The sequence below is a fragment of the Bradyrhizobium sp. LM2.9 genome (assembly GCF_054056555.1).
The window spans coordinates 7,752,619-7,768,694 of record NZ_JBSRYJ010000002.1 but is presented as its reverse complement, the minus strand read 5'-3'; the positions used below and the strand labels follow the sequence as shown (position 1 = coordinate 7,768,694).

General features: G+C 56.8%; 13 protein-coding genes. 7 read left to right on the top strand and 6 right to left on the bottom strand.

The window, feature by feature from the left end; all coding sequences use genetic code 11:
* Window positions 1-174: 174 nt before the first annotated feature.
* Window positions 175-459 (top strand): hypothetical protein, encoded by a 285-nt coding sequence (locus ACVWW3_RS39275; RefSeq protein ID WP_247448010.1) that lies wholly within the window; start codon window positions 175-177, stop codon window positions 457-459.
* Window positions 460-496: 37 nt separating this feature from the next.
* On the opposite strand, the gene ACVWW3_RS39270 is transcribed toward ACVWW3_RS39275, so the two are convergent.
* Complete coding sequence (locus ACVWW3_RS39270) at window positions 497-1,927, bottom strand: undecaprenyl-phosphate glucose phosphotransferase (protein ID WP_456651144.1); 1,431 nt, start codon at window positions 1,925-1,927, stop codon at window positions 497-499.
* A 567-nt stretch (window positions 1,928-2,494) separates the two neighbouring features.
* On the opposite strand from ACVWW3_RS39270, the gene ACVWW3_RS39265 reads away from it, so the two are divergent.
* Window positions 2,495-3,241, top strand: a complete 747-nt coding sequence (locus tag ACVWW3_RS39265) for a metallophosphoesterase family protein (protein WP_456651145.1) — start codon at window positions 2,495-2,497, stop codon at window positions 3,239-3,241.
* Window positions 3,242-3,296: 55 nt separating this feature from the next.
* On the opposite strand, the gene ACVWW3_RS39260 is transcribed toward ACVWW3_RS39265, so the two are convergent.
* A complete protein-coding gene (locus tag ACVWW3_RS39260) occupies window positions 3,297-3,560 on the bottom strand; it encodes a hypothetical protein (RefSeq protein WP_456651146.1) in 264 nt (87 codons plus the stop codon).
* Window positions 3,561-4,107: 547 nt separating this feature from the next.
* Here ACVWW3_RS39260 and ACVWW3_RS39255 point away from each other — a divergent pair.
* From ACVWW3_RS39255 to gmd, 3 genes are all read left to right on the top strand, one after another.
* On the top strand, window positions 4,108-4,374 hold the full coding sequence (locus tag ACVWW3_RS39255; RefSeq protein WP_354105170.1) for a hypothetical protein: 267 nt from the start codon (window positions 4,108-4,110) through the stop codon (window positions 4,372-4,374).
* 127 nt (window positions 4,375-4,501) lie between these two features.
* The gene (locus ACVWW3_RS39250; protein ID WP_456651147.1) at window positions 4,502-4,873 is read left to right on the top strand and encodes a hypothetical protein; all 372 of its coding nucleotides are present in this window, start codon (window positions 4,502-4,504) and stop codon (window positions 4,871-4,873) included.
* 1,130 nt (window positions 4,874-6,003) lie between these two features.
* Entirely contained in the window at window positions 6,004-7,095 is a 1,092-nt protein-coding gene (gene gmd, locus ACVWW3_RS39245; RefSeq protein ID WP_456651148.1) for a GDP-mannose 4,6-dehydratase, read from the top strand.
* A 74-nt stretch (window positions 7,096-7,169) separates the two neighbouring features.
* Here gmd and ACVWW3_RS39240 read toward each other — a convergent pair whose 3' ends face one another.
* The 3 genes from ACVWW3_RS39240 to ACVWW3_RS39230 all read right to left on the bottom strand — a co-directional run bounded on the left by ACVWW3_RS39240 (window position 7,170) and on the right by ACVWW3_RS39230 (window position 11,324).
* On the bottom strand, window positions 7,170-8,498 hold the full coding sequence (locus ACVWW3_RS39240; protein WP_456651149.1) for a WcaI family glycosyltransferase: 1,329 nt from the start codon (window positions 8,496-8,498) through the stop codon (window positions 7,170-7,172).
* Window positions 8,499-8,558: 60 nt separating this feature from the next.
* Entirely contained in the window at window positions 8,559-9,533 is a 975-nt protein-coding gene (locus ACVWW3_RS39235; RefSeq protein WP_456652082.1) for a GDP-L-fucose synthase family protein, read from the bottom strand.
* 765 nt (window positions 9,534-10,298) lie between these two features.
* Window positions 10,299-11,324 (bottom strand): ABC transporter substrate-binding protein, encoded by a 1,026-nt coding sequence (locus ACVWW3_RS39230; RefSeq protein WP_456672388.1) that lies wholly within the window; start codon window positions 11,322-11,324, stop codon window positions 10,299-10,301.
* Window positions 11,325-11,747: 423 nt separating this feature from the next.
* Here ACVWW3_RS39230 and ACVWW3_RS39225 point away from each other — a divergent pair, with 423 nt between their 5' ends.
* Together ACVWW3_RS39225 and ACVWW3_RS39220 are read left to right on the top strand one after the other, a co-directional pair.
* The gene (locus tag ACVWW3_RS39225) at window positions 11,748-13,049 is read left to right on the top strand and encodes an undecaprenyl-phosphate glucose phosphotransferase (RefSeq protein WP_456672387.1); all 1,302 of its coding nucleotides are present in this window, start codon (window positions 11,748-11,750) and stop codon (window positions 13,047-13,049) included.
* Window positions 13,050-13,116: 67 nt separating this feature from the next.
* On the top strand, window positions 13,117-14,313 hold the full coding sequence (locus ACVWW3_RS39220) for a lipopolysaccharide biosynthesis protein (protein ID WP_456651151.1): 1,197 nt from the start codon (window positions 13,117-13,119) through the stop codon (window positions 14,311-14,313).
* Here the strand turns inward: ACVWW3_RS39220 and ACVWW3_RS39215 are convergent.
* Window positions 14,310-15,749 (bottom strand): hypothetical protein, encoded by a 1,440-nt coding sequence (locus ACVWW3_RS39215; protein ID WP_456651152.1) that lies wholly within the window; start codon window positions 15,747-15,749, stop codon window positions 14,310-14,312. The two genes, ACVWW3_RS39220 and ACVWW3_RS39215, sit on opposite strands and share 4 nt — an antisense overlap.
* Window positions 15,750-16,076 lie beyond the last annotated feature (327 nt).

The window sequence follows — 16,076 nt, the reverse complement described above, 5'->3', positions numbered from 1 at the left end:
CATAGCCCAAGGCATGGGTTGACGAGGGTGATTACGGCGACAAGATAGAACCGTGTCGTCGCCAGCTTCTCCTTGACGAAGCTTGGAACCTGCCAGCCTTTTGGGCACCTTTTCTTCCGAGTTCCCTGGGGCTAATGTGAACTCATACTCTTTGTTCTTTTTAGGTAGGTTCTGATGGTGATCGTGCTCATCGTCTTGAGCGTCTGGGTATTGCTCAACATCCTCTTCGTATTGATCGTGGTTCCCCCGCGCAGGCCGCGGCGCCAGCCGGCGACCACTCTCGCCCCTGCCCCGCTCGACCCAAATCGGCGCGAACTCGAGCAAGACGAGCCCTTCTCACTTCGCCACGTCGTCGCCTCGGTGGCAATGGGGGCGTTCTTTGTTCTGGTGCCGCCGCTGCTCGCGTTGCGCGATGCAGTCGTCCGCCTTTTCAGGAAAACGCCAGGAAGCGGAAGCTAGGGGCGTTCTGTGGCCCCTGCGCTCTTCCTTTAGGGGTCTAATAGGCTTCCTGGAACATCACGGCTGAAGCCGTACGCGCCATGATCTTCAGATCCAGCCAGATGCTCCAATTGCTGACGTACCAGATGTCGTATTCCACCCTTTTTTCCATCAGGTCGATTGTCGGCGTTTCGCCCCGGAAGCCATTGACCTGCGCCCAGCCGGTCAGGCCTGGCTTCATGTGGTGGCGGTAGACGTATTTGCTGATGAGCTCGTCATAATAATTGTCATGCGCGAGCGCATGCGGGCGCGGCCCGACCAAGGACATGTCGCCGCGCAAGACGTTCCAAAGTTGTGGCAATTCGTCGATGCTTGTCATGCGAAGAAAACGCCCGAGCTTGGTGACCCGCGCATCCCGCTTGGTTGCTTGGGTAATCGTCTGCCCATTTTCGGAAACCGTCATGGTCCGGAATTTCCAGATCTCGAAGGGCTTGCCATTGAAACCGCGGCGCGACTGCCGGAAGATGGCAGTTCCCGGCGAGCCCAGCTTGACCAGTACGGCAACTGTCAACAACAATGGTGTGAGTATGAGGAGCGCCAACAAGGCGATTCCGATGTCGAGACAGCGCTTTTGCAAACGCTCGAAGACACTGAGCGGGGACCGCTGAATCTCCACCGCCACGGTTCCGCTGACCGGCAGGAACGGGCGCGACACGAGGTCAGCAATTGAATCGTCCGGCAGAAGGCGTACCGGCTGAGGCACCGCGCGCAGATAAGGTCCCAGTTTTCGAACCATCGGCAATTCGTTCCAATCGATCGCAACAAGATATTCGTCGACGTCCTCCTGACGCGACTGGCGAATGACGTCTCGTATCTGTCGCTCCCAATTGCCGTCGCCGTTGTCGATCCCAAGCACGAAGTGGCGCATGACGTCGAAGCCGTTCCGACGCAGATCCTTAAAGCGGCTCGAGGTGAAGTCGAGTGGTTTCAGGCTCAGCAAAATCACCTTCCGATCGACCAACCTGCTCCTGGCATAATTTGTCCCCAGTACGAACTGCCAGACAAAACGCAGACTGATCAATCCAGCGCCGCCGATTGCGGCGAAAATGATCACCGTGCCGCGGGATAGATTGTCCGTCGACTTCAGCAGAAATGCAGCGACAGCGAGGATCGTCATCGACGCCAACCATATGAAGACGGCCTTGCGCAGCTGCCAGACGAGATTCAGCAAGTGGTGTGTGGCATAGACATCATGGAAATACGCGACCGAGACGAACACAACGCCGACAATCAATCCGGCACCCATCGATGCTCCGTCGACCGTGGAAGCGATCGCAGCGCTATAAATCGCAGCTCCCGCGCCATAGCTGAGCAGGATCAGCAGAAAGTCAGCAGCAATGACGACGATTTGAAAGGGCCTCTGCAAAGCAGTTGCGCGCCTTGACGAGAGTGCACCAATATTTTCAGAGCCATAAGTTGCAACAGCCATTCGAACCTCTGTCATCGAGAGTACTTGACGTTGATCCGTGATGCTGAAGATCCGTCACTTCCCCGGTGCCAACCTGTTAAGTGATCACAGCGATATTGTGGCGCTGCACGCACAATTTTTGCGACGCAACTATGCGTCGCGGTTTGTCACGATTCCCGTCGCGTGTTGAAGATCGCGTCACAGTGCTGACATACGATCGAGCTCGATGCCCCATTTTGAATCAAGTTCCCATCGAACGAGATGCGCGTTGTATGGCCAACCGCTCAGCTCACCCATCTTTGAAGCGTCCCGTTGAATCGATTACTAGAAATTCTAGAGATTGCGCTTTAAAGCTGTATCGGCAGAGGCCGTCGTCCGCCGGCATGCATCTTTCCAGCCGAGCGTTTGAGCAATGCAGCCCGGCGAAGGTGCCTGATTTACGCGGCGCGTGTCGACAAACCAGGCAGCAATCGAACGCCACGCCTTCGGCGCAATCGGGCTGTCAGAGAGGTGGGCTGTCTTTTCTGCTCCTTGCCCGCGGACCGACTTGACGAAATTATCCCCACCACCCCAGCGAGTACGCGCGCCATGGTATCTCTTGCCGTATCTCTTGCCCGATCTCGCCCGCCGATTCACAAGCCGCAACTGCCGGACGGCGTTCGGATCTACGCGATCTCAGATATTCACGGCTGCTCGCATTTGCTGCAGCCCATGCTGGGGGTGATCGACGCCGACGTCACCCGCAGTCGGCCGGCCCATGCGATCGAGGTGTTCATGGGCGACTATATCGATCGCGGTCCGAACACACGCTCCACGCTAGACATCCTGGTCGAACGAAGCCGGCGGGGAAACGCGGTCTTCCTCAAGGGAAATCACGAGGCGTTTCTGGTAAAGGTTTTCGAAGACCCGTCCTTGTTCGAAGATTGGATTCGCCTCGGCGGCTCCCAGACACTGATGTCCTATGGGCTCGCGCCGGATCTGACGCGCGACGATCCCGCGTCGATACTCCGCGATTTGATTCGCGCAATGCCTGGCGAGCATCTCGAATTCCTGGACGATTTGCGGCTTAGCTATACCTGTGGGGACTTCTTCTTTGTCCACGCCGGCGTTCGCCCGGGTGTACCTTTGGCCGAGCAACGAGAACACGATCTGCTCTGGATTCGCGAAGAATTTCTTCGGAGCGAAGAGCAGTTCGGCAAGTATATTGTCCATGGTCACACGCCGGTTCGTGCCGCCGAAGTCCTGGCGAATCGCGTCAATATCGATACCGGTGCCTACGCGACGGGCAATCTGACCCTCATGAGCATACAAGGCAGCCGGATGCTCGCGGTTTGACCAACCAGCAAAGGTTTGCTGATCATCGACGGTACGTAACGGGCTGAGGACTCACCTAGTTGAGCGTGAGCGACTTTTCCCGCCGTGGTCCCGTTTCGGCCATCCAAGCGCTCCAGGCTTGCTCATGCTTGGCGTAGAGCTCCAGCCACCGCTGCCCGGGCTTGTCCTGATCGATACGACGGTCAGTGCCCGGAAGGGTCTCGGGATTGTCCAACGTCTCGAACTCGATTGTCTCCGCAATCGTCAGACCGACAAGGACGCGCTGTCCGGCACCATCCACGATGTACCGTCGCGGAGCGTCCTTTCTAAGCTTGGTCATGTCGCGTGCTTCCTTTGCCGGAAGAATCGAGGTGCCGAGGTGTCGCTCCTAAAAGGCCCGTCGAGCATGACCGAACGCTGAGCTGGGATTCGGTCGGGCAATTCGGCTTGAGGTGCCGCAGGGATCGTTCGTGCTCGTTCGTTGGAGACGGCAGGCGCGAAGCGCATATCCTGAAATGAATCCAGCGCAGAAAATCAAAGCGGAGATAGATACAGATGCCATGCGAGCCGTCCTGAATGGTGGTACCCATCAAGAGCGAGTAGTGTGTCGACATCATGGTTCTCGATCACATCTGGAGCCGAAAGATTCTCACGCCTGATCTCAACATGAGCAGCATCCAAGCTTGCCTTAGCGCAGCCTTCGGCCAGCGGCACCGACAGCTTCTGAAACCGGTGGTTGCTCCCGGGTCCGTTCGGTTCGAACCACACACTCCTTCCTCCGGCGCACCCAAAGAACGGAGTTCGCGGCCGTTCTACGGACATCCACACTTGCAACCTTTCAAAAGCCGTCGCATTATTTCTCGTCCATTTTGAGAGAGATCCATCCAATGAATGTCCGCACCTTTATTCCAGCCATTGCTCTTTCTGTTCTTGGCCTCACCTTGATGACGGCCGCAGCTCCGGCCGCGGAACTCACGCTTGCTCCGGCGCACCATCGGGCGGCCTACGTCCGAACCGGTTACGTGTTTTGGGATGGAGTCTACCCGCCTGCGGTCTATGGTCCCAATCTTCGTCCCGTCGAGGAAGTTGCGGCCATGAAGGCAGAAGCGCGACCCGTGTCGCAACGCTGGTGGGGGTATTGGTACGCTTGGTGAGCGGCAAAGCCGTTGAGCTGATAAATGCGTTCAACTCTGAACCGCCGCAACACCGGGCCACCGGTGGCGGCAGTTTGCTGGACGTCCACGTGAGCCGATCAACAGTGATGATTGAATGAGCGGCCGCATGAAAATCAAAGCAGCCGCTACGAGCTTATGTGTTTTTGCCGGCTGCTGGCTACAAGCCTACGCTGCGACCGCGGGTGAATGCGTCTCCCGGCCCGAGCGCTTCGAGCTTGCTTCTGACACCGTGTATTGGACTGTTTCGATTCCATCCGGGACGGAGTGCCTGCAAGGTCTGCGCGGCAAAACACAGCTCCTGAATGAAGTTAAACTGGTGGATGCGCCGAGTGCCGGCGTCGCGACGATCGCCGGCCCGTCGTTTCGCTACCAAGCGTCCTCGAGCCCTGGAACTGACCGGTTTCGCATTGCAGTGTCGGGCGAAAACCGGAGGCAGCGCGGATCATCGATCATCATCGTGGACGTCACTATCAGGTAGCGTGATGTCGCTGCGAGAAGTTTTCGATACTCGCAAAGCTGCGAGTCCAAGCCTGTTACTTCAGGCCCCGCTATTTCGGCGGTGCCCCTCGTTCCCATGGCCGCTTGCCATCCGCGCCCCTGTCCCAAGGGCGGGCTGTCGGGGCGTTCTTCTCCTCCGAAGCCGCCCGCGCACGATCGGCCTGAACCTGTTCGCGATCGGTTATGGGTGCCTTCGGAGGGACCGGCTCGCCCTGCGCTAATCCAGATGTCGCAATGAGCAGCATCGTGAAAATGAATTTTTTCATCCCCGGCTTTAGCACAAGTGGCCGCGGGCTGTCCGATCTATTCGCTACTTCTGGTCTTCGTTGCTGGTGCCCGTGCCTGGACTACCGATAGGCATACCATTCGAGGTATGCCCAGCTCCGGAGTTTCGCTGCGCCTGGGCGGCGGATGGAGACGTCCCATTTGCCGTCGGGGGCTGGACGTTCGGATTGTTCTGCGAAGCGGTGCTGTGATTGGCGCCTGTCGTGGTGCCTTGCGTTCCCATACCGGAGGGGCCCGAGGGTCCGGAATTGGCGCTGCTCGACGAGGTGCCTGTGCCCGCGCCGGAACTCGCCGCCGAGCCTGCGCCGGCGCCGGCGGCCCCTCCGCCTGCACCACCACCACCGCCGCCGCCACCTTGGGCGAACGCCGTCGATGAGACTGCAATCCAAGTGAGTGCGAGAAGTATGGGTTTTCGGATCATGGATGGTCTCCCTTGTTTGGTAGACAATCCATGGCTGTCCTGGTTGGTTCCTCTGTCAGTTCGCTCCGGGGAGATATCGGCGATCGTCGTTCTCATAGCTCCACGGACAAGGACCGCGAGTGAGATCAGGACCAGAACTGTTGCGGCACGTTCTCTCGACAAGCGAGATCCGAAGTGTGTTTGGCACCTGTTAAGCGCATGTTCAGGGAGAATGAAAATCTTCGCACTTTCTAAAGCAAAAAATCCGGATCGATCTCAGTCGGGTCTTAGAGTAACCTTAGCTCGGATTCCGAAGCGTCCGATGGGCTGTTAAGGTCGTTAATCTAAGCTCGACATTCCGTCGATTTCATCCTCCCTAACCAAGTCAATTTCATGTAAGCACAAGTCTCAAACTTGGGATTGATATGACAAAGAAACGAGCTCTTATCACTGGCGTCACCGGCCAGGATGGCGCCTATTTGGCTGAACTGCTATTGCAGAAGGGATACGAGGTCCACGGCATCAAGCGCCGGACCTCGCTCTTCAACACCGACCGCATCGATCATCTGTATCTCGATCCGCACGAGCCCGATCCGCCCTTCCGGCTCCACTATGGCGATCTGACGGATTCCTCGAGCCTGATCCGGATCGTCGGCCAAGTGCAGCCAGACGAGATCTACAATCTCGCGGCTCAGAGCCACGTTGCCGTTTCGTTCGAGGAGCCGGAATACACTGCAAACTCCGACGCCCTCGGCGCGCTGCGCATCCTCGAAGCTATGCGTATTACGGGCTTGGAAAGAAAGACGCGGTTCTACCAGGCCTCGACGTCTGAGCTTTATGGCCTGGTCCAGGAGATCCCGCAAAAGGAAACCACGCCGTTCTATCCCCGATCACCGTACGCCGTCGCGAAGCTTTACGCCTACTGGATCACGGTCAACTATCGTGAAGCTTACGGGATGTATGCCTGCAACGGCATTCTTTTCAACCACGAGTCTCCGGTCCGTGGTGAGACCTTCGTGACCCGAAAGATCACCCGGGCTCTTGCGCGCATTCACCTCGGGTTGCAGGAGCGCCTTTACCTAGGCAATCTGGATGCCCTGCGCGATTGGGGACACGCGCGTGACTATGTCGAGATGCAATGGCTGATGCTGCAGCAGGACAAGCCAGAGGATTTCGTGATCGCTACCGGCGTGCAACACTCTGTCCGAGACTTTGTTAATGTCGCGGCGAATGAAGTGGGCATGACAGTTCGCTGGGAAGGAAGCGGCGTCGAGGAAAAAGGATATGACGCCGAGTCCGGGAAGTGTATCGTTTCGGTCGATCCCCGCTATTTCCGCCCTACCGAGGTCGCGACGCTCCTTGGGGATCCGTCAAAAGCAAAGCAGAAACTTGGCTGGGAGCCTCAGACGTCGTTCGAAAGCCTGGTTCGAGAAATGATGAAGGAAGATCTCGAGTCCGCAAAACGCGACGAGCTCATCAAGCAACATGGCTTTAGATATTATCCGCGACACGAGTAATTTCGTCGACCGAGGAATCGATCCAAGCAAATGAGCGCCCACCGCGGCGCTCATTTTTTTATTCTTTACGGAACTTAGACTAAGGGCGATGGAATGCCTCGCGACTGAACGGCATTCTCCACGGGAACCCCAATGTCGTCGGCGGCGCCTTTCGGGCCGGCATTCTTCTGCCCTATCGCGTTGCCCTGCCCTGCCATGGCCTCCGACCATCGGTGCACAATCGTGCGTCGATCCCAACGATCAATGGCGCGCCGTCTTCCTTCTGCACCGAAATGTTCACAGAGAGCTGGCGCCTCGCTGAGTTGGCAGACAGCAAGCTCAAGAGCAACCGAATCTCCGGGCGGAATCACAAGACCTGCATTCGTGACTTCCGCCGCAAGACCCGTACCTTCTTCAGCCATCGCGATGACAGGCCGAGCGGACGCGAAGATTGCGCCAAGTTTCGAGGGCAACACCAGATCGGCGGCCTCAGCCTTCTGCGGAATCAGATGAAAATCGGCCGTGGCCATCAATTGATTGAAGCTATCGACCGGCTGAAGCCCGAGAAGATGGATATTGCGATGTCCGGTGGCGAGCTGCTCGAGCCTCATTTTATGAGGCCCCTCGCCTGCGAGGATAAAGTGGATGTGCGGATGGCTTTTCTCCAATCCAACCGCGGCCTCGATCACGAGTTCGAGGCCTTGCTTGTTGGACATTGTTCCAGAGTAAAGTGCAACGATATCACTCTCGCCCAGCTTCAGTTCCTGACGGTATTTGGTCATTCGCGAACCCGGGCAGATCGCATTGGTGTCAATCCAGTTCCTCACCTCGGCTGTCTCGTCAGGACCCAGCCCTTTGATTCTCAGCCGCGCCACCATTGCTTGAGAGATGGTCGAAACACGATCGAACGATCTGAGGATCGCCGCCTCGGCCTTCAGCATACATTTTCGCAAATAAGGATTGCGCAACAGACCAAGGTCGAACGCCGCATCGACCTCGAAATCCTGTACATGAAGCCATGATTTGGCACCGACGCGACGAGCCACGAACGAGACGAAAGCAGCCGACATCAGCGATGGCGCGACGGCGATCATAATATCGGGTCGCCAGGATAGCGCCTGAAAGAGGACCGGTGCCGCGCTCGTGAGCGCGAATGAAGCATGATGGACCAATCGTTTTGCGCCCGAGGGATGTCCCGGCACATAAATCGGCGTACGCGTCACTTGAACGCCGCCAATATCTCTCGATCTGAAGTACGACGACTTGAACGCCGGGGGAATCTTCCAAGCCGGATAATAGGGCGGCGCCGTAATGACCTTAACTTCATGCCCCTCCGCGGTCAGACTTTCGCAGAGCTCGGCATTGTATTTCGCCACGCCGATCAGATCGGGGGCATAGTTGATGCCGACCAAGAGAACACGCATTAAGCCCCGCCCAAATCAAAGTTCAGAATAAAAAATCTTCTTGCAGTCCAATTCTTCTACTCAGCGCGTTGCGCCGACTTCCAGATGGCGTCCGCAGCCCTTCAAAAAATCTGCATAGGCGGCCGCGAGACCGGCCCGCAAAGCAACATTCGGTCGCCAACCAAGCCCACGAATTCGCGAGCTATCGAGCAGCTTGCGGGGCGTTCCATCTGGTTTTGAGGGATCGAACACGAGCCTGCCTTCATAGCCCACGACCTCCGCAACCGCTGTTGCAAATTGGGCAATCGACAACTCGTCACCGCTGCCAACGTTAATCGGCAGGTCGCTTGAATAATTCTTCAGAAGGAAAACGCAGGCATCCGCAAAATCCTCGACGTTAAGAAACTCGCGAAGTGGCGTACCGGTGCCCCATACGGAGACACTAGGTGCCTTCGCGATCTTGGCTTCGTGGAAGCGCCGGATCAACGCTGCGGGGACGTGGCTGTGGTCCGGATGATAATTGTCGCCGCGGCCGTAGAGATTGGTCGGCATCACCGAGATAAAGTCATCTCCATACTGTCGACGAAAGGCCTGGCACATCTTGAGACCGGCAATCTTCGCGATTGCATACCATTCGTTGGTCGGCTCCAGGGGACCGGTCAACAATTCGCTTTCGGCGATCGGCTGTTTGGCGTGTTTGGGATAGATGCAGGACGAGCCCAGGAACAACAGGCGTTGCACCCCGATCGTGTGGCTCGCGCGAATGACGTTCAGCTCCACTGCAAGGTTGTCGCAGAGAAAGTCGACCGGAAAATTGTTGTTGGCCGCGATACCGCCGACCTTTGCCGCTGCGTGAACCACGACTTCGGGACGATTGGCCTGGAGCCATCTCAGCGTGGCCTCTTCCTTTGTGAGATCCAGTTCGCGGCGGTCAGCAACGACGACGGTGCAATTCTCCGACGCAAGCCTGCGGACGACAGCTGATCCGACCATGCCGCGGTGACCCGCGACAAAGACGCGTTTGCCCGAGAGATCGTAGGTTGAAGCCCCTGTCATCGTATCCTCTATCAGCGTTCGATTTGCCGGAGCATCGCTCCCGTGAGATCCGGCTATCGGTGCATTACGCAATCTCGCTGCCGATGCAGCCCCGCCAAACTGGTAACACAATCTTCACCATGCGACAGCCTGTCCCGGTCTGACAAAGATATTCATGGTGAACCTGCGCTGCGCGCACAAAAGGTCAGCACACAATGAGACAAAAACGAGCAAGGCAGCCGCATCAGCTGTGCGGCTGCCTTCAAACATCGTTGGAGAACGGCAGCCGCCGCCGGTTAGCTCAAACTCAGTACGCCCGGCGCAGGACGGGACCGACAGACGCGCAAACCCGATCCATATACCAGCCATAGGGCGTCTCGACTCGCACCACCGGGCAACGGCGCCACGGCGCATATCGATAGGGATAGGGCTGCGCCCAGAAGGTGATAGGCGCCACTTGGCTCTCGCCCGTGAGCAGGGCCGCCGGTGCCGGCATTTGCATCGCGGCGCTCGCCCCGCTCGCTGCACCGAGGGAGATAGTCGCGGCCAAAAGGCCTGCTCGCATCAACGTCTTAAACATCCAAAAAGCTCCTCGCCCCTGCGGATTTGATCCCCGACTGCGCTGTCAGACCCCAGCCGACCAACATCACAGTCCGTAAAGCCCACTCCGCGACTGGCCCAAATAGTGAACCGAACTTTACCAACGCCACCGGCGGAAATGCAACTCATGCCGGGCGGCCGAGGGACTTTTGGGACGACATGGCGTACGAGTGTGGCTTCTTGGTCCTATTTTTCTTCGCTCCCGGCGCCTGGGGCAGTAAGGTCGGGCGAACGTCGGTACACATCCCGAAGGAATTGGTAGTTCACGGTCTGCGCCAGGGGCACCTCCTCCTCCCCGAGCTTTGCGAAGATGAGAATATCCCGAAGGGTCCTCCACCGACTTTCGTCATAGTCTGCGATCCGCCCTCCCGTCGGCAGAACTAGGGCTCGCTGTTGCTGCAGCTCGAACCTTAACTTTCCGGAATTCAGCCTCGCTGGGTCAAAGCCAAGGAGAACAGGCACGCTCCGTGCATAATCCGCATAGGCAAATTGCCATCCTCGGATAAGCCCCTGAAGGACGTCGGCGATCACAGATGGCTGGTCATGAATAAGATCGTTGCTCGCAAAGTAGACCAGTCCAGGAACGTGGATGCCGTAGTCTTGGGGTCTGATGACATTCAGCTTTGCAAAATCGAGGCTCTTTGGATCTGGCTGCCCGTCGATCGGAGCGATGATCGCATCCACGTCGCCCGCACGCAGAGCTTCGAAGCTATCGCGCTCCGGGATCTTCGTGATCTGGCTTCGCGGGAGCCCGAGTTGCGCCATCATGGCATCGAAGACCACCTCTCCTTCGCTCGCTCTGCGGTAGCCGAGCCTCTTTCCAACCAAATCAGCAGGCCGCCGCAAGCCGGAGCTTTCGAGTGTGAAAATGGCGATCGAAGTGTCCAAAAAGCTCGCAGCGAACGCGGTTGCGGGAACACCGCGCCAGCTGGCCAGCAGGAACTTCTGGCCCGTCGTCACGCCGATGGCACGTTGACGTGCAACGGTTTCGACGAATTCGGGAGTATCGGGTTGCGTAGTCAATTTAATGCGGGAAGAAAAATATCCTTGTTTGAATGCAGTGAGTTCGCCCGCGAACCGTGCGCCATATGGCCCGTCGAGCACAAGTTTGACCTCTGCGGCGCTGGGGGCGGTCGGCTCTCGCAACGACACCACGTCGGGGCGGAGAAGCAGCAGCACTGTACCCACCAGCGCCACCGCGGGGAGGCCCATGGCCAGGTAGCGGCTCCACCTCCAGCTAGATCGCCGCCGGGACCGGTTTCGCGACAAAGATATCTTCCTAACGGGTTGTGAATCTTACATATCAGTCGAGGCAAGATGAGCTACAATCAGCGCAGGCGGGTAAGGTTACTCTTTCCTTCTTCTTGTTTTGACAGCGATTTTAGCCGATAGCGGCATCGTAATCGGACAGTTAATTTTTGGTCAATGGGTTTGGCAGGATGACGATGCTTTCCACTCGGCCGACGCCTGTTGCTGATTCTGCAGCGGAAATTCGCGTTGTCGAGCCGGCTGCGCCGACAGCTACAGGCTTTTCCATTCATTTCTTGCGACCTGTGGTTGTCGAACGGCTGATCGCGGTGATCGATGCGGGGCTGATCGTGAGCAGCGGCATCGGCTGCACGGTCGGCTATCATCTTGCGACTGCGGGCGCCGTCGGCGAAGGCCGGCGTGTATGCGGCGGCCAGCGTCCTGGTTGCATTAAATTTCACCCTTCTCATTATAGTGCAGCATGGCTACCGCCTGAAAGCCATCAGCAATCTGCCGCACGCGGTCCGGATGACGCTGACGACCTGGACCGGCGTGTTCGGCGCGCTGCTGGCGATCGCCTTCACCATGAAGGTCAGCGACGAGTTTTCCCGCGGCACCACGATCTCGTTCTATCTGGTGGGCCTGACCCTGCTGGTGAGCTGGAAGGCGGTGGCCGCGCGCTGGACCGCGCGCGCGATGCGCAGTGGCGCCTTCGCCAACGCCCGAGCGGTGATGATCGCCGAGTTCGGCCTCACGGCTTCCTCCAACGCGATCGCCGACCTTGGCCAGCACGGCTACCGGCTGCTGCGGATCGTCGAGATCCAGCCCAAGGACCTCGCCTCGCCGCTGCTGCTGTCCTCGCAGGCCCAGCGGCTCGAGGACCTGATCGCCTATGCCAAAGAGAACCGGGTCGAGCAGGTCTTCCTGCTGATGAGCTGGAACCGGCAGCACGCGATCGACAGCATTTTGGACGCGCTGAAGATCCTGCCCATTCCGGTGCATCTGGTGCCCGACCCCCACGCCGCGCGTTTCCTGCGCCATCCGCTGGTCAACACCGGCAACACCTGGACCGCAGAACTGCGCCGCGCGCCCTTGTCCTGGAAGGAGCGCGCGCTCAAGCGCATGCTCGACCTCGCCGGCACCAGCCTGGCCTTGCTCGTGTTCGCCCCGGTGATGCTGGTGACGGCGATCCTGATCAAGGCGACCTCGAAGGGGCCGGTGTTCTTCCGCCAGACCCGCAACGGCTTCAACGGGCGCGCCTTCAAGATCTTCAAGTTTCGCACCATGGGCGTGCTCGAGGACGGCCCGAAAATCGTGCAGGCGAGCCGGAACGACCCGCGGGTGACCAGCATCGGCAAGTGGCTGCGCAAGACCTCGATCGACGAGCTGCCGCAGCTGTTCAACGTGCTCAAGGGCGACATGTCGCTGGTCGGCCCCCGACCGCACGCGGCCGCGCACAACACCGAATATGAGCAGATCATCGGCAACTACGCCTTCCGCCACCACGTCAAGCCCGGCATCACCGGCTGGGCCCAGGTTAATGGTTACCGCGGAGAAACCCGCGCGCTCGAGATGATGGAGAAGCGCGTGGAGTATGATCTGTGGTACATCAATAACTGGAGCTTGTGGTTAGAGCTGAGGATCATTCTTCAAACAGCCACACGCGGATTCTATGACCCCACGACGTGATGCAAGACTGGCGAACTAACCCCACGTATCCCGACTACACCAGGCATCATTGACTCGTGAACCTCCAATGAAAAACTATTGGGGAAAGTACGTCGTTCTCATATGTGAGCAGACGGCTTTCGCATTCTCAAACTTCATTTACCTCGCGAGTGCCGCTCGCATTTTGGACGTCAACGAGTTTGCCGAGTTCAGTCTCGCATATGCCTGCTTTTTGCTTCTGATTGGCATTCATCACGCCTTGTTTTGCGACCCGATTATCTCCAGCGGTAACAGAGACGCCGACGAACAAAACACGGATCCAAAAGCACTAAGGGCAATAGGATTGCTCGCTGGCTTTTCCATCTTGGCCATTGGTGCCGTGGTGTTTCTTTTGGTAAGTCCGAATAGCTCTTCCTACTTAAGAATAGCTGGGCTCTCCTGTCTCTTCTTCAGTCTGGCCGGCCCAGTTCAACTTGCGCGTCGGATAATGCATGTTGAAGGGCTCGTTTTGTCGTCCGCCCTCGCTTCGGCTGCATACACTCTTATAATGCTATGTTCCGCGTGGATGCTGCCTCGCCTGAACCTGACCTCGAATTTCTCGTATGCGTTTCCGTTCTTGTTTGGCAACATCGCGTATTTGATTGTCGACCGCTCGCGTCGAGGCGAAGATCTAAATGCTCGGCTTGTTCCGACCCATCTTACGGATCATTTCCGCTTGGGATTTTCGTTCCTCTTGAGCAGTTCGTTAAGCTTGGTCGCCACCAACATTTATCCTTTCGTTTTCGCAGCAACTGGAGCCATCGAGGCGATCGCTGGCTACCGCCTGATCTTTGGAGTGATAGCTCCCTTCTATCAAATCTTTGGAGCATTATCAGGCTTCATCACGCCACGCATAGCGGTGCCCAGACTGCGAGATATTGAAGCGTCTCATGGGCTTGCTCTTTCTTTGATTTGCATCGCTCCAGCGATTTTAGCGATTATATCGATCTGGTTCGGCGAGGAAGCAGCAACACTGCTTTTCGGAGCCAAGTACACGACACTTGGAAATTCTTTTCCCATAGCTTTCGCATCAGCCAGCCTCGCTCTTGCTGTTTCAACTTTAGGTATATGGCTGAAAGCAAATCGCCGAGTTGGGCTCATGCAGTTGAGCAGCTTCATCTCGACAGCCGCTACAATTGCTTTCGCCTTTCCCCTCTGCGCGAAGTACGGATTCTCGGGTGCATTTACGACTTATGGGCTGGCCAATTGCTTCGCCGCGGCGTGGATTATCTATAAATCCCGTTAAGCTCTATCCGCCGTCGCCGATCGATGGAAGTTTCTTGCACGCTGAGGACGAGACCCGCATCCAAGCCAGAGTGCAAATGAGGAAAGGAGGGACGTTGAAGCATGCATCGTCCATTCAGATACCCCCACCTGAAAAGGGCCGCGCAAGAGAATCATGCAAAGCATTGGCGAAAGACAAAGCACGAAATAGATAGGCGATCCCACCTCAGATTGTAGACCGCGGCGTTCGAGACGATCGATGAACAGCACAACGGCAACGGACAAAAGCATCGCTCCGGCCACCCCGAAGCTGAAGTAGCCCTCGACCGGCGGCGGAGCCGACACGTTGTCGGTCCCAAAGCCCTTTAGGACGAAGATGTAGTCATGAATGGTTTCACCAACGGTTTTCCCTTTGTTTTCCCATAGAATGCGAGGAACAAAGAAGAATAAAGCGCCAATGATATTCGAGCCCCACTCAAGTCCTTTTCTATCTACCCACATAATCGCGTAGCAAAAGATATCTATCCCAGAGAAGTCAACGTGAACAAAAAATTGAGAAAAGCTCCGCTGATCAGCCCGCGCATTATTGTAGCGAAACAGCGTTCCAAAGATAGGCGAGGCCATCAACCCGATCATGTAAATTCCGATGAACAGCCGGACTCTCCTCACTCCGAATATCGCCAACACACAGAATACAATGAGAGCTGACGATCTAAAGCGCGCGGAAACGAGAGGATTATTGATTGCTGCTCCAACTAGAACCAGTAAGAAAAGGACCGCGGCCCATCCAATATCTCGGCGCTTCAACGCGATCGCCAATCCCACGAATGGCGCAACTAGAGTTAAGGGACGTAGAAAAGCATTCACGATGATATTTGCTGTTTTGTCAGAAAGGTCTACGGAATACGTTTCTCGAGTAAGCGCGAATAATCCCGCTCCTAGATATCCGAACAAGGCAACGGAAACGATTACCGATATCGTTGCAAGTAAAGCGTAGTTCGGGGCCGGCCAATTCGCCATGCTTTCGTACAGAAAACCTCGCGGCTTCAAGCCCAACCCCTGGTGGTTTCGAGCAACTACGACGCCAAGCCCCACCAGTGTCATAAAGAGAGATAGCGCGCAGGCCAGAATAAGCGATTCTAAGTTGTAGAATACTGGATCAAAGTCGGCCCCCATTTGCTGTAGAGGAGCGACCGCCAAAAATAGGAAGTTAAAAATAAAGAAGACTCCAAAAAGAACGTAGCTATGTACAATAGCGATCCTAAGGCCAACTAAGGCCGCTATGCCGTTTATTGCAAGCAGGCTAAAGGCGAGTTCGGACGATCGAGAATTTTCCGAGGCTTGTAGCAATGACAAGACGAGATATGAAAAGGCCGCTGCGAAGGCGAAATAGTCCGCCACGTTTTGTTGCCAGTTCGCTTGCAGCGAATCACGCTCTCCCACAGGAAGCACCTTCATGTTTCGAGCCTCAAAACGGTTTTCCTTCCGAAAAGAACGAAGCGGCTTTTGTGACGCTAACTCCGCGTTCCATATAACAAATTCAGGATAGATGAAATCTTCCTATGCGCGAACCCCCATCAAACCGATCTGCAATCCACCGTCGGAACTTGCTTATCTCGGCTGCTCTTGCAGCCAGCGCACCAATTTTATCTAAGGCCTCAAGAAGCGAAGCAAACACGATATCCCTTCCTTCCCGAAGGAAGGTCTACGCTCATTGGCATTGGTTTCCGACGTCGTTTGATAATCAAACGCCCGACAAAGACATCTACGCGTCGTATATGTCGC